At 67.9% G+C, this 22,821-nt stretch carries 20 protein-coding genes; 15 read left to right on the top strand and 5 right to left on the bottom strand.

The window, feature by feature from the left end:
- The first annotated feature begins 12 nt into the window (after positions 1-12).
- The 8 genes from ACYVF6_RS30620 to fahA all read left to right on the top strand — a co-directional run bounded on the left by ACYVF6_RS30620 (position 13) and on the right by fahA (position 8,896).
- Complete coding sequence (locus ACYVF6_RS30620; protein WP_460526098.1) at positions 13-1,389, top strand: FAD-binding oxidoreductase; 1,377 nt, start codon at positions 13-15, stop codon at positions 1,387-1,389.
- A gap of 67 nt (positions 1,390-1,456) precedes the next feature.
- The gene (locus tag ACYVF6_RS30615) at positions 1,457-1,594 is read left to right on the top strand and encodes a hypothetical protein (RefSeq protein ID WP_460526097.1); all 138 of its coding nucleotides are present in this window, start codon (positions 1,457-1,459) and stop codon (positions 1,592-1,594) included.
- Positions 1,595-2,245: 651 nt separating this feature from the next.
- On the top strand, positions 2,246-3,826 hold the full coding sequence (locus ACYVF6_RS30610) for an ABC transporter substrate-binding protein (RefSeq protein WP_460526096.1): 1,581 nt from the start codon (positions 2,246-2,248) through the stop codon (positions 3,824-3,826).
- Positions 3,827-3,831: 5 nt separating this feature from the next.
- Positions 3,832-4,839 carry an ABC transporter permease gene (locus ACYVF6_RS30605; protein WP_460526095.1) on the top strand — a complete coding sequence of 336 codons (1,008 nt, stop codon included), beginning with the start codon at positions 3,832-3,834 and terminating at the stop codon, positions 4,837-4,839.
- A complete protein-coding gene (locus ACYVF6_RS30600; RefSeq protein ID WP_460526094.1) occupies positions 4,839-5,786 on the top strand; it encodes an ABC transporter permease in 948 nt (315 codons plus the stop codon). Before ACYVF6_RS30605 ends, ACYVF6_RS30600 begins: the two co-directional genes overlap by 1 nt.
- Positions 5,783-6,808: an ABC transporter ATP-binding protein gene (locus tag ACYVF6_RS30595; protein WP_460526093.1), complete on the top strand. Its 1,026-nt coding sequence runs from the start codon at positions 5,783-5,785 to the stop codon at positions 6,806-6,808. The genes ACYVF6_RS30600 and ACYVF6_RS30595 overlap by 4 nt, the downstream gene beginning before the upstream one ends.
- Positions 6,805-7,593 (top strand): ABC transporter ATP-binding protein, encoded by a 789-nt coding sequence (locus tag ACYVF6_RS30590; RefSeq protein WP_460526092.1) that lies wholly within the window; start codon positions 6,805-6,807, stop codon positions 7,591-7,593. The genes ACYVF6_RS30595 and ACYVF6_RS30590 overlap by 4 nt, the downstream gene beginning before the upstream one ends.
- A 76-nt stretch (positions 7,594-7,669) precedes the next feature.
- Entirely contained in the window at positions 7,670-8,896 is a 1,227-nt protein-coding gene (gene fahA, locus ACYVF6_RS30585; protein WP_460526091.1) for a fumarylacetoacetase, read from the top strand.
- 29 nt (positions 8,897-8,925) lie between these two features.
- Here the strand turns inward: fahA and ACYVF6_RS30580 are convergent, their stop codons facing one another.
- On the bottom strand, positions 8,926-10,134 hold the full coding sequence (locus tag ACYVF6_RS30580; protein WP_460526090.1) for an acyltransferase family protein: 1,209 nt from the start codon (positions 10,132-10,134) through the stop codon (positions 8,926-8,928).
- Positions 10,131-11,012, bottom strand: coding sequence for an alpha/beta hydrolase family protein (locus tag ACYVF6_RS30575; RefSeq protein WP_460526089.1), 882 nt, complete (start codon positions 11,010-11,012; stop codon positions 10,131-10,133). The genes ACYVF6_RS30580 and ACYVF6_RS30575 overlap by 4 nt, the downstream gene beginning before the upstream one ends.
- A 119-nt stretch (positions 11,013-11,131) precedes the next feature.
- On the opposite strand from ACYVF6_RS30575, the gene ACYVF6_RS30570 reads away from it, so the two are divergent.
- Positions 11,132-11,797 (top strand): formylglycine-generating enzyme family protein, encoded by a 666-nt coding sequence (locus ACYVF6_RS30570; RefSeq protein ID WP_460526088.1) that lies wholly within the window; start codon positions 11,132-11,134, stop codon positions 11,795-11,797.
- Here ACYVF6_RS30570 and ACYVF6_RS30565 read toward each other — a convergent pair.
- Positions 11,781-12,674: a hypothetical protein gene (locus tag ACYVF6_RS30565; protein WP_460526087.1), complete on the bottom strand. Its 894-nt coding sequence runs from the start codon at positions 12,672-12,674 to the stop codon at positions 11,781-11,783. The genes ACYVF6_RS30570 and ACYVF6_RS30565 overlap by 17 nt on opposite strands.
- A gap of 91 nt (positions 12,675-12,765) precedes the next feature.
- On the opposite strand from ACYVF6_RS30565, the gene ACYVF6_RS30560 reads away from it, so the two are divergent.
- The 4 genes from ACYVF6_RS30560 to ACYVF6_RS30545 all read left to right on the top strand — a co-directional run bounded on the left by ACYVF6_RS30560 (position 12,766) and on the right by ACYVF6_RS30545 (position 17,090).
- Positions 12,766-13,971, top strand: a complete 1,206-nt coding sequence (locus ACYVF6_RS30560) for a homogentisate 1,2-dioxygenase (RefSeq protein ID WP_460526086.1) — start codon at positions 12,766-12,768, stop codon at positions 13,969-13,971.
- A gap of 84 nt (positions 13,972-14,055) precedes the next feature.
- A complete protein-coding gene (locus ACYVF6_RS30555; protein WP_460526085.1) occupies positions 14,056-14,934 on the top strand; it encodes a PASTA domain-containing protein in 879 nt (292 codons plus the stop codon).
- Positions 14,931-15,461: a hypothetical protein gene (locus ACYVF6_RS30550; protein WP_460526084.1), complete on the top strand. Its 531-nt coding sequence runs from the start codon at positions 14,931-14,933 to the stop codon at positions 15,459-15,461. Before ACYVF6_RS30555 ends, ACYVF6_RS30550 begins: the two co-directional genes overlap by 4 nt.
- A 186-nt stretch (positions 15,462-15,647) precedes the next feature.
- Positions 15,648-17,090 (top strand): MFS transporter, encoded by a 1,443-nt coding sequence (locus ACYVF6_RS30545; protein ID WP_460526083.1) that lies wholly within the window; start codon positions 15,648-15,650, stop codon positions 17,088-17,090.
- On the opposite strand, the gene ACYVF6_RS30540 is transcribed toward ACYVF6_RS30545, so the two are convergent.
- Positions 17,026-18,114, bottom strand: a complete 1,089-nt coding sequence (locus ACYVF6_RS30540; RefSeq protein ID WP_460526082.1) for a fatty acid desaturase family protein — start codon at positions 18,112-18,114, stop codon at positions 17,026-17,028. The two genes, ACYVF6_RS30545 and ACYVF6_RS30540, sit on opposite strands and share 65 nt — an antisense overlap.
- 201 nt (positions 18,115-18,315) lie before the next feature.
- On the opposite strand from ACYVF6_RS30540, the gene ACYVF6_RS30535 reads away from it, so the two are divergent.
- Positions 18,316-20,154 carry a bifunctional metallophosphatase/5'-nucleotidase gene (locus tag ACYVF6_RS30535; protein WP_460526081.1) on the top strand — a complete coding sequence of 613 codons (1,839 nt, stop codon included), beginning with the start codon at positions 18,316-18,318 and terminating at the stop codon, positions 20,152-20,154.
- 51 nt (positions 20,155-20,205) lie between these two features.
- Positions 20,206-20,400 (top strand): hypothetical protein, encoded by a 195-nt coding sequence (locus ACYVF6_RS30530; RefSeq protein ID WP_460526080.1) that lies wholly within the window; start codon positions 20,206-20,208, stop codon positions 20,398-20,400.
- A 241-nt stretch (positions 20,401-20,641) separates the two neighbouring features.
- On the opposite strand, the gene ACYVF6_RS30525 is transcribed toward ACYVF6_RS30530, so the two are convergent.
- Positions 20,642-22,696, bottom strand: coding sequence for a M3 family metallopeptidase (locus tag ACYVF6_RS30525; RefSeq protein WP_460526079.1), 2,055 nt, complete (start codon positions 22,694-22,696; stop codon positions 20,642-20,644).
- Between the last annotated feature and the right edge of the window lie 125 nt (positions 22,697-22,821).

Here is a 22,821-nt window from a genome sequence, read left to right as displayed (position 1 = left end):
ACCGTTGAGGGCATGGCCGAGGCATTTCTCCAGGACCTCCAGAGCGGGCTTCCCGCCGACGCGATTGTCACCGACTCCGATCGGATGGCGACGTATCGGCACGACATGGCGACGTTCTGCCCGTCCGGCCTGCCGGCGGTCGTCGTGCTGGCGCAGGAGACCGCACACGTGCAGCACGTGCTCCGCGTCGCGTCGGAGCATCGGGTGCCCGTCGTGCCGCAGGGCGCGCGGACGGGCCTGTCCGGCGGCGCCAACGCCATCGAGGGCTGCATCGTGCTGTCGGTCGAGAAGATGGACCGCATCCTCGAGATCGACCCCGCCAACCGGATGGCCGTGGTCGAGCCCGGTGTCGTCAACGCCGTCTTGTCGCGGGCGGTCGCTGAGCAGGGGCTGTTCTATCCGCCCGACCCGTCCAGCTGGGAGATCTCCACGATCGGTGGCAACCTCGCCACCAACGCCGGCGGGTTGTGCTGCGTGAAGTACGGCGTCACCACCGACTTCGTACGCGGCCTGGAGGTCGTGCTCGCGAGCGGCGAGATCCTCAACACCGGACGCCGTACGGTCAAGGGCGTCGCCGGCTACGACCTGACACGGTTGTTCGTCGGCTCGGAGGGGACGCTCGGCGTCATCACCAAAGCCACGTTGGGATTGCGGCCGCCGGGGCAGGAGCCGCGTACGGTCGCGGCGCTGTTCCCGTCGCTCGTCGCAGCCGGTGAGGCGGTCGCGGCCGTGGTGGCCGCGGGGCACACGCCTAGCCTGCTGGAGTTCATGGACCAGCCGTCGTTGCGTGCCGCCAACGCCTACCGGCCGATGGGGCTGCCCGAGCACGCAGCCGCGATGCTCATCGCCCAGTCCGACGCGGCACCCGAGCAGGCCGAGGCCGATGTGCGTGCGTACGCCGAGATCTTCACCGGCGTTGGCGGTTTCGACGTCGTGGTGGCCGAGGACGTGGCCGAGGGCGACATGCTGCTGGACGCCCGGCGGCAGATCCACTTCGCGCTCGAGGCGCTGGGAAGCCGGCTGATCGACGACGTGTCGGTTCCGCTGACCAGGCTGGCGGAGTTCGTCGGCCGGGCGGAGAAGATCGCGGTGGCGTCCGGCCTGACCTGCACCGTGGTCGGCCACGCGGGCGACGGCAACCTCCACCCGAACGTCTTCTTCGACCCCGACGACGAGGATGAAGTACGCCGGGCGCAGGCCGTGTTCGACGACGTGATGGCCGTCGGGCTGGAGCTCGGCGGCACGATCACCGGCGAACACGGCGTGGGCTGGCTGAAGCGCGAGTGGCTGGCCCGCGAGCTGGGCGAGGTGTCCGAACGCATCCACCGCGACCTCAAGCGGATGCTCGACCCACGCGGAATCCTCAACCCCGGCAAGGTTCTGGCCTAGAGCGGGTATGAGGCGTGGACCTTCGGGCTTTTGGGCGGCTCGAGGTCCGCGACGACGCGGGCAGGCCTTGCCGGACAAGCAGCAGCGCATCCTCGCGGCGGATCCCGGGCCGGATGGCGATGCGCGGCTCGCTGCCGAGGGCTCCGAGGAGACAGGCGCGGCCGCGATTCGTGGGCGGCTGGCCGAAATTGGCCAGGATGCCTGATCTGCCTGGTTGAGTAGGGGGACGGTGACCACATGTTGCCGTTCCGCTTCCACCGTCCAGCCGAGCCTGGCAGAGTACGTGCTTGGCTCTGCGAACGAGCCCGTTTTGGCGTCAACCAGTAGGTCGAACAACGCATCGAATCGTAAATCTGCGTTCAGGTCTTGAAGGGTCTGAGCTTCACACGTTGAAGGCAACGCGGCATCGGAAGCGATACCGGTTACACTGAGATTGCATCCATGTACAAGATGAAGACAGACATCTCAGAATGTGATACCTGCTTATCTGATCCGAATGAAACGCTGATCTCGATTTGGTGAACCTCTAGTGTCGGCATCCCGCTGAGTCGTAGTCTGTCGCCAATCGTGCCGGCCGGGTGCGCGGTTCGCTGACAAGTCCAGCGCGGATCACCGTTGCTGTGGAGGGAAAGCGTAGAAAATGTCCGATTTCGCCAAGGCGGAGCAGCCTCGTAGGACACGCCGCCAGTTCCTCATCAATTCGTCGCTGCTTGGCGTCGCCGCCGGGCTCGGCAGCGCCGGACTCGCCGCCTGTGGCGGCGGCACCGGCACAACACCCAAGTCAGGGAGTAAGGGCGCCGGTCGGCAGGGTAAGTCCGGCGAGACGTTATTCATCGCAGGCTTCCAGTGGGGGCCCGTGACGACGTTCAACCCGTTCGCCCAGAGCCCTGGCTGGCCCAGCGGTGGCAACAACATGCAGCTGATCTACGAGACGCTGCTGCGCTACAACCTGCTCTCCGGCGAACTGGAGCCCGGGCTCGCCACCGAAGTGCAGACGCCCGACGAGACAACGTTCGTCCTGCCCATCCAGCCGGACGCCAAGTGGTCCGACGGCAAGCCGGTCACGGCCAAGGACGTCGCCTACTCGTTCGAGCTGCCCAAGCGGCATGCCGAGCTCGACAAGTCGATGTGGGACTACGTCGACAGCGTGACGGCCACCGACGAGAAGACCGTCACCGTGAAGCTCAAGGCCGCGAAGCTCAACCCGGGCATCGTCAAGAACAGCCTGGCGACCAGCTGGATCCTGCCGGAGCACATCTGGTCGAAGTACGAGGCGGACAAGTCCAAGAAGATCGCCGAGCACCCCAACAACGAGCCCGTGGGTTCCGGGTCGTTCAAGGTCGAGGCCTTCAACAACCAGCAGATCTCCCTGGTCCGGAACGACAGCTACTGGGGCAACACGGTGTTCGGCAAGCCGGCGCCGAAGTACATCGTCCACCCGATCTTCAAGGACAACGCTGCCGGCAACCTCGCGCTCGAGCAGGGCAAGATCGACGTGATGCAGCAGTTCACGTCCGAGATCTGGAAGATGTGGGAGGACAAGAAGCGCCCCGTCGCGACCTGGTTCGCCAAGGAGCCCTACTACGTTCCGGGCAGCATTCCGATGCTGGTCGTCAACTGCCAGGAGAAGGGCCTCAACGACCCGCGCGTGCGCCGGGCGATCGCGTTCGCCATCGACTACAAGGACATCGCCAGCAAGGCCATGTCGCGCTACTCGATCCCGGCCAACTCCAGCATCGTCATCCCTGGCGGTGGCGAGGACAAGTTCTTCGACCAGGCCAACGTCGACAAGAACGGCTGGAAGTACGACCCCGCCGAGTCCGAGCGGATCATGAAGGAGGAGGTCAAGGCCACCAAGGGCAAGGACGGCATCTGGGTGCTGCAGGACGGCACGCGGTGTGGCCCGTGGAAGGCACAGACACCGACCGGATGGTCCGACTGGCAGGCCGCGATCAACATCGTCGGCACCAACGCCAAGGCGGCCGGCTTCGACATCCAGCCGAACTTCCCCGACCAGGCGGCCGTCACCGACTCGGTCAACAGCGGCAACTTCCACTTCACGCTGTGGTACGTCACCGGTGTGGGTGCGGCGACGCCGTGGCAGCGGTTCCGTGACGTGCTCGAAGACCGCGGCGTGCCCAAGCGCGGTCAGCAGGCGTTCTGGAACTACGGCCGGTTCAAGGACGCGAAGGTCGGTCCGCTGATCGACAAGCTGGCGAACGCGAAGAGCGACGACGAGGCCAAGGGCTACATCACCGAGCTCGATACGATCTTCATGAAGAACGCGCCGATGATCCCGCTGATGTACCGTCCGCTGGAGTTCTACGAGTTCAACACCATGACCTGGACGAACTTCCCGACGGAGAAGAACGACTACGCGCCGCCGATGTTCCAAGGTGCCGGAGTCAACTGGCTCTCGAAGATTAAGAGGGCATAGCACAAATGGGTCTGGGCAAGTACATCACCCGCAAGGCGCTCTGGTACCTCGGCGCGATGGTCGTGGCCGTGATCCTCAACTTCCTGCTGCCGCGTCTGATGCCCGGCAACCCGGTCGACACGATCGTGTCGAACCTGGGCCGGGGCGGCACACAAGGTGAGGCGCTGACCAAGATTTACGAGGCTTACGTCCACGAGTTCGGTCTGGACAAGCCCATGTGGCAGCAGTTCTTCACGTACTTGGGGAACCTGTTCCAGGGCGACCTCGGGACGTCCTTCTCCCAGTACCCCGCTTCGGTGGAGGGCCTGATCTCTCAGGCCCTCCCGTGGAGCATCGCGCTGCAGTTGCCGGCCGTCCTCATCGGATGGCTGGTCGGCAACATCATCGGTGCGGTGGCCGCGTACAAGGGCGGCTTCTTCGACCGGGGCGCGTTCCTGGCCTCGCTGTTCTTCTCGCAGATGCCGCAGTTCTGCCTGGCGATCCTGCTGCTCTACCTGTTCGCGGTCTACATCCCGTACCTTCCGGCCAGCGGCGCCTACTCGTTCGGCGTCGCGCCGGAGTTGTCAGCCGCGTTCATGGTCGACGTGCTGCAGCATTACTGGCTGCCGTTCCTGTCACTGGTGATCATCTTCGTCGGCGGGCAGGCGGTCGGTATGCGATCGATGGCGATCTACGAGCTCGGCTCGGACTACGTCAACTACAGCCGAGGGCTCGGCCTGCCGGACTCCCGGATCGTCCGGTACATCTTCCGGAACGCTTCATTGCCGCAGGTCAGTGGCCTGGGCGTGGCGATCGGAGCGGTTGTCGGCGGCGCACTGATCACGGAGATCGTGTTCTCCTATCCGGGGATCGGCAGCCTGTTGTTCGGCGCGATCAGCCAGAAGGACTATCCGGTGGTTCAAGCCATCACGTTGCTGATCCTGGTCTTCGTGCTCGTGGCCAACTTCCTGATCGATGTGACATACGGATTCGTCGATCCCCGGATCCGGGCCGCACAGGAAGGTGAACGCTGATGAAGCAGCTCCACTTCACCCCGCGTTTCTATGTGGCCGGGGTGTTCACCATCGTGATCCTCGCGTTCGCGATCCTCGGGCCGTTCGTGTTCGGTGGCCAGCACGATGCCGTCGTCGGCGGGCTGTACGACAAGCCGTCCGGTGCGGCCTGGCTGGGCACGGACAACTTCGGGCACAGCGTCTTCACCAACCTGATGTTCGGCACGCGGACGTCGCTGTTCGTCGGGTTGATGGCGGGTACGTTCGCCACCATCGTCGGCAGCGTGATCGGCCTGGTCGCCGGCTACAAGGGCGGCTGGCTCGAGAACCTCCTGATGGGGCTCACGAACGTCGTCATCGCGATCCCGGCGATCGTCATCCTGATCCTGCTCTCGGTCGCGCTGAACTCCCGTTCGATCTTCGTGATGGCGATTGTCATCGCGGTCACGAGCTGGACCTGGGTGGCCCGGGCGGTCGCCGCGCAGGCGAGCAGCCTCCGAGCGCGAGAACACCTGGATGTGGCCAGGCTCTCGGGCGCGGGCACGTTCAGCATCGTGCTGGTCGACGTACTTCCGTACGTCTTCTCCTACATCGCGATGGCGTTCGTGCTGCAGGTTTCGGGTGCCATCCTGGCCGAGGCCGGGCTGGCGCTGATCGGTCTCGGGCCGAGCAACTCGGTGTCGCTGGGCATCATGCTCAACTGGGCGATCGTCGGCGAGTCGGTACGCACTGGCGCGTGGTGGGCGTTCGTTCCGCCGACGTTGCTGCTCACCTTCGTCGCGTTCTCCCTGCTGATGCTGCAGTCCAGCCTGGACGAGGTCTTCAACCCGCGGCTGCGCCGAGGCACGACCAAGGTGCGCCCGGCGGCCGCCATCACTCCGACCGGGGCGACCGTGGCTCCGACCGCGGAGGCCGAGGCAGGGCTCGAACAACCGGGCAATCTCCAAGGGCAAGGGGCTGACCGATGACCTGGACGGCAATCAGCACGCAGTCGTTGCTACGGGCGACGGGTCTGCGCGCGGCGTACAGCACGGGCGGTCCCAAGGACGTGGTCGCCGTCGACGACGTTTCGCTCAACATCCGTGACGGTGAAGTCCTCGGCATCGCGGGCGAGTCCGGCTGCGGGAAGACGACGCTCGGTTCCATCTTGTCGCTCAACGTCCGTTCGCCGCTGTACGTACAAAGCGGTGAGCTCGAGGTCGACGGCGACGTCATCGACCTCGGGCCGCAGAGCAGGCCGCCGCGGGCCTGGCGTGGCAAGGTCGTCTCGCTGCTGCCGCAGGGCGCGATGAACTCGCTGAATCCGACGCTGCGGATCCGCGACTTCGCCTACGACGTGATCCGCGCGCACGAGCCGGGCATCAAGCGGCTGGAGGCGGAGCAGCGCACTCGCGAACGGCTCGAACAGCTCGACCTGCCGTCGCGCGTGATGGATCAGTATCCGCACCAGTTGAGCGGTGGCATGAAGCAGCGCGTGGTCGCGGTGATCTCGACGCTGCTCGACCCGCGGCTGCTGATCGCCGACGAGCCCACGTCGGCGCTCGACGTCTCCTCGCAACGAGTGCTGATCGAGATGTTGCGCGAGATGCTGTCCCAGAAGATCATCTCGGGCATCATCTTCATCACGCACGACCTGCCGGTGCTCAACACGATCGCCGACCGCGTGGCGATCATGTACGCCGGAAAGATCGCCGAGGTGGGCGACACCAAGGACGTCATCAACAAGTCCCGGCACCCCTACAGCGCCTCGCTGCTGTCGGCCGTGCTGGTGCCTGAACGTCGCATGCGCGGCGTACGCGTGCAAGGGATTCCCGGCTCGCCGCCGAACCTGATGAATCCGCCGCAGGGTTGCCGGTTCCACCCGCGGTGCCCGTTGGTCATGGATGTCTGCCGTACGGAGGAGCCACCGCAGGTCGGCGACGACTACCGGTTCTCCGCCTGCTGGTGGGCCGACAAGCACCCGGATGAGCCGGTGGAGGTAAAGCAGTGAGCGAACAGGGCTGGGCGTTCCTCCAAGCCCGTAACGTGACTCGCGTCTTCGGGCACGGTGAGAACGCCGTCCGCGCTGTCGATGACGTCTCGTTCACCTTGCACCACAAGGAGATCGTGACGATCGTGGGTGAGAGCGGCAGCGGCAAGTCGACGCTGGCGCGGCTCGTGCTGCGGCTGCTGGACCCCACGTCCGGCAGCATCACGCTCGACGGCAAGGACGTCACGAAGCTCAAGGGCGGCGCGCTGCGGCCGTACTGGCGCGACGTGCAGGCGGTGTTCCAGGACCCGTTCAGCGCGTTCAACCAGTTCTTCACGGTCGAGCGGGTGCTGAGCCGTTCGTTGAAGCTGCTCTCGAACGGTATGGGGCAGCGGACGGACTCGTTGATGCGCGAGTCGCTGGAGCATGTCGGACTCACGCCGGACGAGGTGCTGTCGAAGTGGCCGCACCAGCTGTCGGGTGGTCAGCGGCAGCGCGTGATGATCGCGCGCGCGTTGATGATGCGGCCGCGCATCCTGGTCGCTGACGAGGCGACCTCGATGCTCGACGCGTCGTTGCGCGCCAACATCCTGAACGTGCTGGCCGACCTTCGCCGGGACATGGACATGACGATTCTGTTCATCACGCACGACATCGGGCAGGCGTGCTACATCAGCGACCGCGTGCTGGTGATGTCGCAGGGCGAGATGGTCGAGCAGGGTCCGACAGACGACGTGATCTTCAATCCGAAGCACGAGTACACCCAGCGCCTGCTGGCCGACGTGCCGAGGTTGCACGGCGTCTAGCGGGTTGGCTTTCTGACGGCCGGGGTCCGCGTTTCGCGGGCTCCGGCCGTCGCGTTTGTCGTGCAGAATGACCGGCGTGAACGCTACGAGTTGGGTGCCCGTCCCCGAGGGGTCGCCGTTTCCGCTGCAGAACCTGCCGTACGGCGTGTTCTCCCTGCCCGACGAGTCGCCGCGGGTGGGCGTGGCTCTCGGCGACTACGTCATCGACCTCGCCCCGCTCGCGGCGGGCGGTGAGTGGGCGCACTTCGCGAGCGTCTTCTCGGCGCCGACGCTGAACCCGTTCCTGGCGTACGGGCGGCCGGCCTGGACCGACACGCGGGCCTGGCTGATCGGACGGCTCACCGACGAGGGCGCTCGTTCACTGGTGGAGCCGTGGCTGATCCCGCGGTCCTCGGTGCGCATGCATCTGCCGTTCGATGTGGCGGACTTCGTCGACTTCTACGCCTCGGAGCAGCACGCGACCAACCTCGGCAGGATGTTCCGGCCTCACGAGGAGCCTTTGAATCCCAACTGGAAGCACCTGCCGGTCGGGTATCACGGCCGGGCCGGCACGGTGTCGGTGTCGGGCACGCCGGTCCACCGGCCCTGCGGCCAGCGGATCGCGCCCGGGGAGTCGCTGCCGTCGTACGGGCCGAGCCTGCGGCTGGACCTGGAGGCGGAGGTGGGGTTCGTCGTCGGCGCACCCTCGTCGCCGGGACGGCCGGTGAGCGTCTCGGCGTTCCGCGATCACGTCTTCGGCGTGGTGCTGGTCAACGACTGGACCGCCCGCGACATCCAGGGCTGGGAGTACCGGCCGCTCGGCCCGTTCCTCGGCAAGTCGTTCCTGACGTCGATCTCGCCGTGGGTCGTGCCGCTCGACGCCCTGTCGGCGGCGCTGCTGCCCGTCCCCGCGCAGGACCCGGAGCCGCTGCCGTACCTCCGCGGGGTCGGCAACTTCGGCCTGGACCTGTCGCTGGAGGTCTCGCTCAACGGCGAGGTGATCTCGCGGCCGCAGTACGGCGGCATGTACTGGACGCCGCCCCAGCTGCTCGCCCACCTCACGGCCAACGGCGCGGCCCTGCGCACCGGCGACCTGCTGGCCTCTGGCACCGTTTCGGGGGCTTCGCGGGAGGAGTACGGCAGCCTGATCGAGCTGTCGTGGAGCGGCAAGGACCCCCTGCCCCTGGCCGACGGCACCATGCGTTCATTTCTGGAAGACGGCGACGAGCTCGTGATCACCGCCACCGCCCCAGCCGACGCGGATGGCACCCGGCTGGGCTTCGGTGAGGTCGCCGGCAGCATCCGTCCCGCCTTCGACATCTAGCCGCCCTGCGAAGCGGGGTGTCGGCGTCCTCAGTACAGCGCCACCGCCGTAGCCACGAAGCCGACGGCCAGCGCACCGGCCACCACTCGCGAGCCGCGCGGGAGGCCGGTCCACGGGGCGTCGAAACGGCGGGTTGCCGCGATGATGCCGGCGAACACGACCGCCATGACCGGCAGCCAGACCAGGCGTTCCAGCACCCACCACGGGCCGGACGGGAGCTGGTTGAGGCCGGGCAGTCCACCCGCGACGCCGCCCACCATCGAGACCAGGACGAGGGGGATCTGGTGCCAGCAGAAGATCGTCATCGCCGACAGGTTGACGACGACCACGCCCGCCCACAGCCGGGGCCGGCGCAGCCACTGGTTGATCCGCCCGTGCAGGAGGATCGCCGCTCCTGACTGGGCGGCGGCCAGCGCGAGCACCAGGAGCGACGGCGGGTGCGAGTTGGTACGCCCCGCGCCCGGCACGCCCACCATGCTCGTCGGGTAGCCGAACTTCGTGATGAGCAACGCGAACAGCGCGACGCCGCCCACCAGCAGCACCCACCCGCCGGCCCGGCGCAGCCGCCCGGACGCCCACGAGACGCCAAGCTGGTAAGCGAACAACCAGCCCGGCAGCAGGTTGATCAGCCCGACCCACGACGGCATCGACGACTGCCAGGGCCCGTAGCGGAGTACGTCGACCACCGCCACGGTCGCGAGCAGCGGCGCCGCCGCCCACCCGCCCAGCTTGCGATCGGCGACGACGGCGTATTTCGTCAGCAGCGTGATCGCGCCATAGATGCCGATGAACCACAGCGGCTGAACGAGCAACACGATCCACGTACGCAGCGTTCCGGCAGGCACGCCCAGCACCCCGAGCGCCGCCAGCGCCGCGGCCGACAGCGCCACGACCGCGACGACCGGACGCCCGAGCCGGACGAACCGGCTGCGCAGCCAGTCGCCGTAAGGCACGCCCCGTTCCGACGAACGCCGCAGGCTGAGCGCCGCGGAGTATCCGCCGACCAGGAAGAACAATCCGAGCATCTGCAGGAACCAGCTCGCCGGAGCCAGCGCGGACAGCCGGTGCAGCGGGCTCGCGATCCGCAGGGCGCCCTCCGGCGCCAGGACGAGTACGCCGACCAGCCAGTGCCCGACGACAACGCCCAGCGTGGCAAGGGCGCGCAGCCCGTCGATCGCCCGGTCGCGGTTCGCCGGCGTCTGCGCGGCGACCTTCTCCACAAAGGTGACGGCACTCATTTCTTCGTTACCTCGTCGTCTCGGCCCAGCACGATGCGGGCGATATTGGCCAGTGATTCCGAGCCGGGCTCGTAATAGCTGTCGTGGGCGTGAATTTCGCCGGTACGGAATACCTCCGCGCCGAATCCCGGCTTGCTGGGATCCTCGCCGTGCCCGAATCCGCCGACCCGCACGTCGGGTACGAAACGGATCGGGTCGTCGGCCGTACGGGCGGCCCACACGTGCGCTTTCGTACGCAGGTCCGAAACCCGGCCGGCGTCCATTCCAGGCGAGCCGACCACGACGATGTTGTCGGCGCGGGCGGCCGGTGCGGCCCGCCCGCAGACGACGCTGCCGTAGCTGTGGCAGGTCAGCGTGATGGTCTCCGCCGCTGGCGCCAGTCGGGTGAGCAACTTGGTCAACCGGGCCAGGTCGCGCCCGCCGGGAATGGCGCGTTCTGAACGCGCGGCGTCGACGTTGACCCGTTCCGGCGTGTCGTACCCCGTCCAGATCACGACGGCGACACGCGGCGGAGCCGCATCATTCAGCTCAGTCGCCTGTGGTGCTTGACGTTCGAGCTCGGCCAGCAGAGCCTCGCCGTTCCGCCGGGGCGCCGCCCCTGAGCGGCTGGTGGTGAGGTTGCCGAGGCGGTGACCGGAGCCTGGCACGACGACGGCGACGCGTTGTGCCGTACGCAGGTCGCCGAGCACCTCGACGACGCGACCGTCGCCCTGGCGGTCGTACGCCAGGAACCGGCGGCCATGGTCGATGCGTTGCGTGTAAGCAAGAGGTTCGAGCGCCGGGTGGCCGGCACTCTCGTTCGTCGCCACCTGTGCAGCGGCACCCGGTGGTATCGCCAGGACTCCGGCGAGAATGAACGACTTCAGTCGCGTCTTCACGGCAATAAAGCTATGAATTTCGCGCGTGCGATCCCATCAGGTGCAGCCCCGGATTAACCCTCCGGCCAGCCCTACCCTTAATGGCTCATCCCTGAGCCCGAACGTAGGATCACCTATTCGTGAGTAAGGGAGTCCCGCTGATCGCCGTGCCGGCGGGTCACGTGACACTGTCCGACCGCCGGACGCGACGCAGGTGGCAGGTGTCGCTTGCGGCGTTCGAGCTCGGCGCGTTTCCGGTCACGCGCGAGGTCTACACGTCAGTCGCAGGCGATCGCACGCCGGCCGTCGACGTCTCGTGGCTGGACGCCGTGCGCTTCTGCAACTCACAGTCCGAACGCGACGGGCTGACTCCGGCCTACCGTCACGACGACGCCGCCGATGCTGCCGCCGCCGAGTCAGTCGTGTGGGACGCGAGCGCCGACGGCTACCGGCTGCCGACCGAGGCGGAGTGGGAGTACGCCTGCCGGGCCGGAACGATCGGACCACGCTACGGCCCGCTGGACGAGATCGCGTGGTACCGGGGCAATTCGGGGGAGCGCATCCACGAGGTGGGTGGTAGGCAGCCGAACCCCTGGGGGCTCTACGACCTGCTCGGCAACGTCTGGGAGTGGTGCTGGGACGTCTACGACGCCGAGGTCTACGGCACGTACCGCGTGCTACGCGGTGGTGGCTGGTTCGACGAGCACTGGAGCTGCCGCGCCTCCGTGCGGCGGCGCAGCCACCCCACCCTGCGCATCGAGGACGTGGGCTTCCGGCTGGCGCGTTCGCTCAGTGCCGCGGGCTGAGCAGCCCGAGCGCGGTGAGGTCGGCGAGCGGTTCGTCCACGCTGCACGAGCCGAACGAGGTGAACCACCGCCGCGTCGCTTCGGCGCGGGCCTCGTCGTCGGTGAGCTTGCGGGCGACGGCCTCGCCGTCGCGGTCGGCGAGCAGCGCGACGAGATCGTCCTCGCCGGCGCCGTCGAGGGCGGCGCGGGTGGCGAGCAGGATGTTGAGGAAGCCGTGGTGCTCGCAGCCGTCGTCGCCGGTGTGGCGGACGGCGTTGTGGAGGCCGGCGGTGCACTTGAACGGCACCTCGCGGTCGAGGCAGGCCAGGATGAAGCGCGCCACCTCCTGCTCGCTCGGATAGGCCGACGCGTCGGCGCCGCCCGTACGCAGCTTGGCGCGGTGGCCGTTCTCCGCGACCACGTCGAGTGCGGTCTCCCAGCGCTCAGCCCGCGGGATCTCGATGCAGACCACCATGCCGTCCGGCCGGTCGACGGCGTCGAAAGCGTAGGCGACCCGGCGCGCGTTCCGTCCGGGGTCGGGCTCGTCGCGCAGCGCGACCTCGACGGCGGCGAGCCGCAGCCGCGAGTCACGCGAAGCCCAGGTCAGCGCCGGTGCGATCGCGCCCGCTCCGCCGGTGACGATCAGGCCGATGGCGAACGGCTCGTCCGGCGCGGGCCGGCTGGACAACGCGGTGCCGAGCTCGGGCAGCCGCTGGTCAGGGCACAGGAACGGCCCGACCAAGCCGGCATGCGCGGCCGAACGGTGGCGTCCGTGCGCGGGCACGGCCCCGGCCATCGGCGCGTTCCCCGGCGGAAACAGCGCGGCATCGTCGACCAGACCGGCGAACCAGGGGCTGAACGATGGACCGGCCGACTCGAACGACTGCGTACTGCTCATTTGCCAGCACTGTACTCCGTCAATTGGGCAATATGCATAGTGGAAATCGATTCGGTTGACATCGAACGCGACCGGAATGGAGGGTCGGGACATGACGTACTACCGCAGGGTGGGCGAGGTTCCGCCCAAGCGACACACCCAGTTTCGCAAGCCCGACGGCGGCCTGTACTACGAAGAGGTGATGGGCGAGGAGGGCTTCTCCTCCGACGAGTCCCTGCTTTACCACACCGGCGTCCCCTCCGCGATCGTCGACTCGACGGTGTGGGAGCTGCCCGACCTGCGCACCGAGCCGAACCATCCGCTCAAGCCGCGGCATCTCAAGCTCCACGAGCTCTACGCCGACGCGGACTGGAAGGCACTCGACCCCGTCACCGGCCGCCGGCTGCTGCTCGGCAACGGCGATGTCCGGATCTCCTACGTGTGGGCCGGCGCGGAATCCCCCTTGTACCGCAACGGAATCGGCGACGAGTGCGTCTACGTCGAAGCCGGGGAGGCCCGCGTCGAAACGGTGTTCGGCGTCCTCGACGCCCGCACCGGCGACTACGTCATGATCCCGCGCGCGACGACCCACCGCTGGATCCCCACCGGCGACGGGCCCTTGCAGGCTTACGCGATCGAGGCGAACTCCCACATCGCGCCGCCGAAGAAGTACCTCTCGCGCTACGGCCAGTTTCTCGAGCACGCGCCCTACTGCGAGCGCGACCTGCACGGCCCGGCGGAGCCGTTCCTGGAGGAGGGCCGCGACGTCGAGGTGCTGCTGAAGCATCGCGGCAACGGCCCGGGCGGAATCGTCGGCACCCGCCTGGTCTACGACACGCACCCGTTCGACGTCGTCGGCTGGGACGGCTGCCTCTACCCGTACACCTTCAACGTCGCCGACTTCGAGCCGATCACCGGCCGGATCCACCAGCCGCCGCCGGTGCACCAGGTCTTCGAGGGCTACAACTTCGTGATCTGCAACTTCTGCCCACGCAAGGTCGACTACCACCCACTGGCGATCCCGGTGCCCTACTATCACTCCAACGTCGACAGCGACGAGGTCATGTTCTACTGCGGCGGCGACTACGAAGCGCGCAAGGGCTCGGGCATCGGACTGGGATCGATCTCGCTCCATCCGGGCGGATACGCCCACGGCCCGCAGCCGTCGGCGATCGAGGCAGCGCTCGGCGCCGAGCGCTTCGAGGAGCTGGCCGTCATGGTCGACACGTTCCGGCCGCTGGAGCTCGGCGAAGCCGGCCGCGAGAGCGACGACGGCGTCTACGCCTGGTCCTGGGCGGGCCGGCGTACGGGTGGTTAGCGGTGGTTGGCCGTTCCGAAGGAGTACGCCGGTAAGCTGAGCGAACGTCCATTCATGGCGTGCGACTCAAGTTACGGAGCGGTGATGTCGGAGTCTGCGCAGCCGTCCGGTGCCGAGCCTGGTCCTCGGCGGTGGCTCTTCTGGCTGTTGGTGCCCACACTGGTGGTTCTTGTCGCCTTCGGGTTGCGACGCCTGCAGAGTATGCGCGCGCCGTACGTACCGCAGCCGGCTCCGCCCGCACCACCTCGTGAACCCCGCGAGGCCCCAGAGGCTCGCGAGGCTCCAGAGGCGGCGCCCGAGCCCGCGGAGGAGTCCGAGCCGGAGGCCGCGGCCGAAACCGAGACCGACGCCGGCGCCGGCGTCGACACCGCCGCTGAGGCTGAGACCGTCGTCGCGGCCAAGCCGGAGCGGGCCGAGCGGATCAGCGCGCCGAAGTCGCAGGGGCCGGATCCGATCGAGCTGGTCGGCGTGCCCTGCCTGGTCGGCGAGCCCAGGCAGCTCCAGGAGGAGGCGCTCACCGACGCCGGCCTGCGGGTCGGGTTCACCTTGACCCGTCTGGTCAAGGGCGAGGGCGGGCTGGTCGTCGAGACACAGCCCGCGAAGGGCACCAAGGTTCCGCTCGGCAGCCGGGTCGACCTGGTGGTCTCGGTCGCCGGTAGTGAGATCGGCGACGTCATCGGACTCAGTGCGGGCGCGGCCCGCGGCCGGCTCGTCCGCGCCGGCTTCCAGGTCAAGCGCCGCCGGATCGCGGCACCGGACGGCGTGCCGTTCGGAACGGTCGTCGAACAAGATCCGCGGCCGGGCACGCTCGTACCCCTCGGCAGCGCGGTCACGTTGCGAGTCGCGGCCGAGCCCAAGGGCGACCAGCCCAAGCTCGACGACGACGGGTCCGACACCGAGTCCGACTCGGATTCCGGCTCCGACTCCGGGTCCGACGCCGGCGAAGCGGGTCCCGAATCGTGATCGCCATCCGCGCCAACGACGCGGCGGCCAAGGCGCTGGGGTTTGCCTTCGACCACGACGACGTCGACATCGAGCCACTGGCCACCCGCATCCGTACCTCCGGCCTGGCCCGTGACGACGCCGGCGGCCTGTACGTGCCGGGCGTTTCGTTCGACGCCTCCAACCAGGCGCCGGACCTCACCGGCCGCGAGGTCGAGCGCAACACCTGGCATCTGGAGGACCATCGGGACGTCTACGTCGAGATCGACGACGACAACGTGCCCCACATCGGCGCGAAGGACCAGGTGCTCATGCTGAAGCAGGGCATCGCACTGTCCCGGGTCGTACGCGAGCTGGCCGAGCAGCAGGCCGAGCAGCTGGGCGGCCAGCCAGCGATCTGCTGCATCACCGCGGTCAACGAGACGAACGGCACGTTCCGCTTCCACCAGCTCCGCGACGACGAGAACTGGCTCGACGCCAACCTCAACGCCTACCCGAACGAGCAGATCATCGCCGTCGAGTCGCGCCCCGCACAGCCGCTCGACTGAGCAACTGCCCTGAAGCTTGTCCGATCGGACCTGACACCGGAATCCGGCGAATCGTTGGATCGGTCGTGGACCGTCGCCGCTCCCTCGACCTGCTGAAGGGCGCGGGCCCCCGGAACGGCGTCCCACGCCAGGCGTGCGCCTGTTCGAATGAACCCTGGTTGGCGTGCTTGTTGGTTAGATGGTGCCGTGAACGCCCTGCACCGCCTCTACACGGTGGTCGTCTTCATCATCCTGGCCTCGGTCGACAACATCGCCGCGGTGCTCGTACCCCCGCTGTACGAGCCGATCGCCCGCGACCTGCGCGTCGGCGAAGGTGCCGTCGGCGTGATCACCGCGGCCAGTTTCCTGGTGTCCGCCGTCGCGGCCGTCGGCTGGGCCTACACCGGTGACCGCACCAATCGCAAGCCGGTACTGATGGCCGGCACGCTGATCTGGGCGGCGGGCACCGCGGGCACCGCGCTGGCCGCCAACTACGTCGCGTTCTTCGGCGCGCAGATGCTCGCCTCGATCGGCATCGGCGCGGTCGGGAGCGTCGGCTTCTCGGTCGTCAGCGACCTGATCTCGCCGAAGCGCCGCGGTCTGGTGATGAGCCTGTGGGGCCTGTCCCAGGGCGTCGGAACGCTGCTCGGCACCACGCTCTCGGCTCTGCTCGGCGCGGCCGACTGGCGCCGGCCGTTCTGGGTGCTGACGATCGTCGGTGTAGCGGCGACGTTCGCCTACGTGTTCACCGCGGACGTACGCCGCGGCGAGAGCGAGCCCGAGCTCAAGGCGATCTTCGAGTCCGGCGGCACGTACAAGCACCGGATCAGCCTCGCCGACCTGAAGGGGATCGCGAGCCGCTGGACCAACGTCTGGCTTGTCCTGCAAGGCGTTACGGCCCAGGTCGTGTTCGGCTCGCTGGTCTGGCTGCCCCGGCTGTTCCAGTCGAAGGCCGAGGCGCAGGGCTTCGACGAGCAGACCGCGATCCAGGTCGGAGGGCTGTTCGCCACGCTGTTCTCACTCGGCGGCGTGCTGTCGATCGTCGGCGGACTGATCGGCGACCGCCTGCAACGGCGTACGCCAAGGGGCCGCGCCCTGGTCGCCACCGTCGGCATCCTCGGCGGAATCCCGTTCTACGTCGGGCTGTTCTTCCTGCCACTGCCGCTGAACCCCATGCAGGAAGGCGATTCGGTCGTCGGGACCGTGCTGCTGAGCGTCTTCACCGTACCGATCGTCGGTGTCAGCTTCGTGCTGGCGTTCGTCGCGCAGGCGCTGACGGGCGCGAACTCCCCGAACTGGTTCGCGCTGATCTCCGACGTCAACCCGCCGGAACACCGTGGCACGATCTACAGCGCCGGAAACCTGGCGAACGGAATCGGGCGAGCCGCCGGCAACTCGCTGGTGTCGGTCGCGTTCCGCGGCCTGCAGGCCGCGTTCCCGCCACCGCTCAACTATGCGCTGGGGCTCGCCCTGTTCCAGTTGTTCTTCGTGCCGACCGGAATCATGTACTGGCTGGCGTCGCGTACGTCACCGAAGGACATCGACGACGTACGCGAGCTGCTGCAGCAACGGGCCGGCGCGGAGGCTATCGAGCCGCCTGCTCAGAACGAGGCCGGCGCAACGGCGCCCCGACCTCGTGGAGATAGCTGAGGATCTGCCCGTACGACTCGATCACGCTGGCGTCGGTGTACGACACGTCGATCGATGCGCAGTATTCCTTGACCAACGGCTGCGCCTTGCGCAGGTTGGGCATCGGCATGCTGGGGAACAGGTGGTGCTCGATCTGGTAGCCCAGTCCACCGAGCGCGTAGTCGACGATCACGTTTCCGCGTACGTTCCGCGACGTCAGGACCTGCTTGCGCAGGAAGTCCATCTTCTCGTCGACCATCGGCATGCCCTTGTGGTTGGGCGCGAACGAGCTGCCCATGTAGAGCCCGAAAATCCCTTGGTGCACGGCGATGAAGGCGATCGCCAGCGCGGGGGAGAGGACCAGGAAGAGCGCCGTGACGTAGGCGACGACGTGCAGGATGAGCAGTGCGGCCTCGAGCCGCTTACGCTTGACGTCCGGATCCGTGAGCGAACGGAAACTCTGGGCGTGCAGCTGGAGCCCTTCCAGCAGCAGGATCGGGAAGAACAGATACGCCTGCCGGGCGGCGAACCACTTGCCCACCGGATTGCGCGGGAGTTCGGCCTGGTCCTCCGACCACACGATCACGCCGACAGCCACATCGGGATCCTCGTCCTCGTGGTTGGGGTTCGCGTGGTGCCTGGTGTGCTTGCCGATCCACCAGCCGTACGACATGCAGAGTCCCAGGTTCCCGAGGAGGTACCCCGTCACCTCGGCGGCGCGCTTGGACGTGAACACCTGACGGTGACCGACGTCGTGACCGAGGAACGCCACTTGCGTGAACATGATCCCCATGAACGCGGCGACCAGGAGCTGCCACCACGAGTCGCCCAGCAACGCGAACGCGACCCAGCCGCCGGCGAAGAGGCCGAGCACGATCGTGAACCGCACCACGTAGTAGAACGGCCGGCGCTCCAACAACCCCGCGTCCTTGATCAGCTTGGACAGAGCGGTGTAGTCGCTTGCGCGACCGGCGACGGTGCCCGCTTTGGTCTCTGGCTTGCTCTCTGGCGGATCGAGCGTGGCTACACCTGGGGGAGGCGGCATATTGGGGATCCTCTCGGTAGTACGCCGGGAGTGCTGATGTCTTGAAAGGTACGTGCGGTGACGTGACCTGGACGATCCCGCTGTCCAGCGGATCCAACCGGGGGCTAGCCCTACCATCGCCGGATGTGGACACGGCCACTTTTCGACGCGTACTGTGATCCGTCGGCTTTGATCAGGTGAACAGCGTCGGGAGGGGTACGCGTGGCGGTCGGACGGCGAGTGGTCCTGGCAAGTGCTGCGAGCGTTCTGGCGACGGCGGGCCTCCGCCCGGATCCGGCGCAGGCGGAGACGGACAAGGCAGACTCCGAGACGTCGCTCGGTAACCGGTTCACACTGACCGTGCTGGGCACGACCGACCTGCACGGGAACGTCCTCAACTGGGACTACTTCGCCAACCGGGAGTACGACGACAGCGCGCACGACGACGTCGGCCTGGCCAAGATTTCGACGCTGGTGAAGGCGATGCGCGAGCAGCGCGGCCGGCGCACCACGTTGCTGCTCGACGCCGGCGACACGATCCAGGGCACGCCGCTGGCGTACTACTACGCCAAGGTCGAGCCGATCACCGCGAAACTGCCGCACCCGATGGCCGCCGCGATGAACGTGATCGGTTACGACGCGGCCGCGCTCGGCAACCACGAGTTCAACTACGGCGTTCCGTTGCTGCGTACGTTCCAGAAGCAGCTGGACTTCCCGTTGCTCGGTGCGAACGCCGTCGACTGGGACACCGGCGAGCCGGTCTTCCCGCCGTACGTCATCAAGACCGTCCGCCCGGCGGGCTCGCTGTTCCCCGTCAAGGTCGGCATCCTCGGGCTCACCAACCCGGGCATCGCGATCTGGGACAAGGCCAACGTCGACGGGAAGCTGAAGTTCCCCGGCCTGGTCGAGCAGGCGAAGCTGTGGGTGCCGAAGCTGCGCCGGGCCGGTGCCGACGTGGTGATCGTGGCGGCGCACTCCGGCGCCGACACCTCGTCGTCGTACGGTGACGCACTGCCGTGGCCGGAGAACGCCTCGACGCTGGTTGCGGAGGAGGTGCCCGGCATCGACGCGATCCTGGTGGGGCACGCGCACGTCGAGATCGCGCAGCGGTACGTCACCAACAAGACGACCGGCAGGCAGGTCCTGCTGACCGAGCCGCTGTACTGGGGCAAACGCCTGTCGGTGCAGGAGCTCGACCTGCGGTGGTCGCTGTTCCACGGCTGGCAGGTCGTGGGCACTCGCTCGCAGGTGCTGAAGTCGAACACCGCGCCGGAGGACCCCGCGATCGTCCGGCTGCTGACCGCCTCTCACCAGAAGGTCGTGACGTACGTCAACTCCGTCGTCGGCCAGTGCAAGGAGGCGATGTCGGCGGCGACCGCGCGCTACGAGGACTCCGCGGCGCTCGACTTCATCAACCATGTACAGGGCGACGCCGTGCGGCAGGCGCTGGCGGGCACGTCGAACGCCTCGCTTCCCGTGCTGTCGATCGCGGCGCCGTTCAACCGTGCGGCGGCGATCCCGGCCGGCGACGTCAGCGTCCGGGACGTGGCGGCGCTGTACATCTACGACAACACCCTGCTCGCGGTGCGGTTCACCGGCGCGCAGGTGAAGGCGTACCTCGAGAAGTCGGCGGAGTACTTCAAGCCGGCGACCTCGACCGGTCCGTACGCGCCCGACGACCTCACCAACGCGCCGACGCCCAACGCGCCGAACGGAACGCCCGACTACAACTACGACGTGATCGGCGGGCTGGCGGCACCGCTGACGTACGACATCGACCTCGGCAAGCCGGTGGGCTCGCGGATCGCCGCCCTGACCTACGACGGGGTGCCGGTCGCCGACGACCAGGTGTTCGCGCTGGCCGTGAACAACTACCGGCAGTCAGGCGGCGGCAACTTTCCGGGCATCAGTGCCGCTGAGGTGCTCTACAACCGGCAGGTCGAGATCCGGCAGCTGCTGATCGACTGGGTGAGCACCACGGGCACGATCGACCCGGCGACGTTCTTCCACACCGACTGGAAGCTGACCTACAACGGGTCACCAGTGGTTGTCCAGGGGTGAGTCAGGGGTCTACCTGAGGTTTTCCACAGGCTGGTGCTGGACTCTTGAGGCATGAGCAACCGTACGAAATATGTTCTCGGCGGCATCGGCGTGGCGCTGGTCGCCTGGTGGCTGCCGCTGCCGGGCTGGCTGACCGCGCTGATCTTCGTCGCGATCGTGGCAGCACCGGTAGTCGGCTACTTCATGCTGGACGAGACCCAGCGTCGCCGCCTCTCCCGGCTGCGTGACCGCCGTCAGCTCCGCTGAGCCTGCACCGGTCCGCGTACTGGTGCAGGGTGCGCCGGACAGCCGCATTACGTTCCCATTCCCTCGCTCGGACGGCCGCCGCAACCGCCCGAGCCCGACCGCGAATGACCACGTTAACCACGCAATTGGCTGGTTAACCACGCCCCGGAGCGTGGCGAAGCACCTAATGGCGTGGCGAAGGTCCTGATGACCACGTTAACCAGCCAAAGCCGTGGTTAACGTGGTCATTCGCAGCAAGTGGTCAGCCGAGGCCGCGGCGCTTCAGCAGGGGTGCGAGCTCCGGGTCGCGGCCGCGGAAGTTGCGGAACGCGTCCATCGGGTCGAGGCTTCCGCCGCGCGACAGCAGTTCCCGCCTGAACCGGTCGCCGTTCTCCCGCAGCAGCCCGCCGTTCTGCTTGAACCACTCGACGGTGTCGGCGTCGAGCACCTCGCTCCAGATGTAGGAGTAGTAGCCTGCGCTGTAGCCGCTGGCGAAGATGTGCGAGAAGTATGTCGTGCGGTAGCGCGGCGGCACCAGGTCGACCGCGATGCCCGCTCGTTCCAGCGCCGCGCGCTCGAACTCCTCGACCTCTTCCGGCGCCGGTACGTCGTCCGGGCCGAGGCGGTGCCAGGCGAGGTCCAGCAGTGAGGCCGCGAGGTATTCCGTCGTCCGGAAGCCCTCGCCCCACAGCTGCGACTCCACCAGCCGCTCCACCAGCTCGGCTGGGATCGGCTCGCCGGTCTGGTAGTGGACGGCGTAGTTCGCCAGCACCGACGGCCAGATCTGCCACATCTCGTTGACCTGCGAGGGGTACTCCACGAAGTCGCTCGGCACGCTCGTGCCCGAGAAACGGGGATACCGTACGTCGGAGAACAAGCCGTGCAGCGCGTGCCCGAACTCGTGGAACAGCGTGCGCACCTCGTCGAACGTCAGCAGCGTGGGCTCACCGGGCGGGGGCTTGGTGATGTTGAGCGTGTTGTGCACGACCGGCGGCTGGCCGAGCAGGCGCGACTGCCGCACGGAGCTGTTCATCCAGGCACCGCCGCGCTTGGACTCGCGGGCGTAGTAGTCGCCGAGGAACAGGCCGAGCTGCTGGCCGTCGGCGTTGAACACCTCGAAGACCCGGATGTCGGGGTGGTAGGTCGGCAGGTCGTGGCGTTCGGTGAAGGTCAGGCCGTAGAGCTGGCCGGCGGCGAAGAACACGCCGTCCTTGATCACCTTGTCGAGCTCGAAATAGGGGCGCAGGGCCGACTCGTCCAGCTCGTAGCGGTCGCGGCGGACCTGCTCGGAGTAGAACGCCCAGTCCCATGGCGCCAGCTCGACGGCACGGCCGGCGACCTCGTTCAGCGCGTCTGCCTCGGCCTTGGCGTTGGCGACGGCGGCCGGCGCGAGCCGCGCCAGCATGTCGTTGGCGGCGTCGACGGTGCGCGCGGTCTTGTCCTCGATGACGTACGACGCGTGGTCGGTGTAGCCGAGCAGCCGGGCGCGTTCCGCCCGCGCGGCGACGGCCTTGGTGATGACCTCGCGGGTGTCGAACTCGTTGCCGCGGCCGCCGCGTGCGACCGAGGCCTCGAAGATGCGTTGCCGCACGTCGCGGTTGGTGAGGAACGCCAGCGGGGGCTGGGCGGTCGGCAGGATCAGCGACAGGACGTACTTGCCGTCGAGGCCGCGGTCCTTGGCCGCTTCCGCCGCGGCGGCGATCGAGTCGTCGGGCATGCCGTCGAGCTCGGCCGCGTCGTCCACGACGACGGCGGAGGCGTTGGTGTCGGCGAGCAGGTTCTCCTTGAACTTCGTGGAGAGCGCCGACAGCTCCTCGTTCAGCTCGCGAAGCCGCTGCTGGCCGGCGTCGTCGAGCTGGGCGCCGGCGCGTACGAAGTCGGTGTGGTAGCGCTCGACCAGCCAGCTCGACTCCGCGTCCAGACCGTCGCGGTTGGCGTAGAGCGCGCTGATCCGCTCGAACAACCGGCGGTCGAGGTAGATCTGGTCGCGGTGGGCTGCCAGCCGGGGCGCGATCTCGGTCTCGACCTCCGAGATCGCGGGGTTGGTGTGGGCGCTGGCCCGCCCGAAGAACACCAGCGAGACCCGGCCGAGCAACTGGCCGGAACGCTCGAGCGCCTCCAGCGTGTTCTCGAACGTCGGCGGCTCGGGATCACTCGAGATCGCCTCGACCTCGGCGAGCTGCTCGGCCATGCCCTGCTCGAAGGCGGGCAGGTAGTGCGAGTCGTCGATCTGGTCGAACGGCGGCAGTTCGTACGGCAGGGTGCTCGGCTCGAGGAACGGGTTGCGCGCCGAGCCGGCGGTGTTCTCAGACGGCATGATCACAAGCATGCCCGGTGGGCGCCACCCTGGATGGGTGCCACCCCGGATTGGTGCTGGCCACCACGACGATGTCCTCGGTCCGTGCGCCGTACCGGATGCCACCCCGGATGGGTGCACCCCGG

This window comes from Flindersiella endophytica (genome assembly GCF_054779015.1).
The sequence above is the reverse complement of the archived record's forward strand: the minus strand, read 5'-3'. Positions and strand labels throughout refer to the sequence as shown.

Excerpts from the sequence above, each read along its gene's own strand:
- ACYVF6_RS30620 (WP_460526098.1), top strand. The coding sequence starts at position 13 with ATGGCCGAGGCATTTCTCCAGGACCTCCAGAGCGGGCTTCCCGCCGAC.
- ACYVF6_RS30605 (WP_460526095.1), top strand. The coding sequence starts at position 3,832 with ATGGGTCTGGGCAAGTACATCACCCGCAAGGCGCTCTGGTACCTCGGC.
- ACYVF6_RS30600 (WP_460526094.1), top strand. The coding sequence starts at position 4,839 with ATGAAGCAGCTCCACTTCACCCCGCGTTTCTATGTGGCCGGGGTGTTC.
- ACYVF6_RS30595 (WP_460526093.1), top strand. The coding sequence starts at position 5,783 with ATGACCTGGACGGCAATCAGCACGCAGTCGTTGCTACGGGCGACGGGT.
- ACYVF6_RS30580 (WP_460526090.1), bottom strand. The coding sequence starts at position 10,134 with ATGAGTGCCGTCACCTTTGTGGAGAAGGTCGCCGCGCAGACGCCGGCG.
- ACYVF6_RS30565 (WP_460526087.1), bottom strand. The coding sequence starts at position 12,674 with ATGAGCAGTACGCAGTCGTTCGAGTCGGCCGGTCCATCGTTCAGCCCC.
- ACYVF6_RS30560 (WP_460526086.1), top strand. The coding sequence starts at position 12,766 with ATGACGTACTACCGCAGGGTGGGCGAGGTTCCGCCCAAGCGACACACC.
- ACYVF6_RS30555 (WP_460526085.1), top strand. The coding sequence starts at position 14,056 with ATGTCGGAGTCTGCGCAGCCGTCCGGTGCCGAGCCTGGTCCTCGGCGG.
- ACYVF6_RS30540 (WP_460526082.1), bottom strand. The coding sequence starts at position 18,114 with ATGCCGCCTCCCCCAGGTGTAGCCACGCTCGATCCGCCAGAGAGCAAG.
- ACYVF6_RS30530 (WP_460526080.1), top strand. The coding sequence starts at position 20,206 with ATGAGCAACCGTACGAAATATGTTCTCGGCGGCATCGGCGTGGCGCTG.
- ACYVF6_RS30525 (WP_460526079.1), bottom strand. The coding sequence starts at position 22,696 with ATGCCGTCTGAGAACACCGCCGGCTCGGCGCGCAACCCGTTCCTCGAG.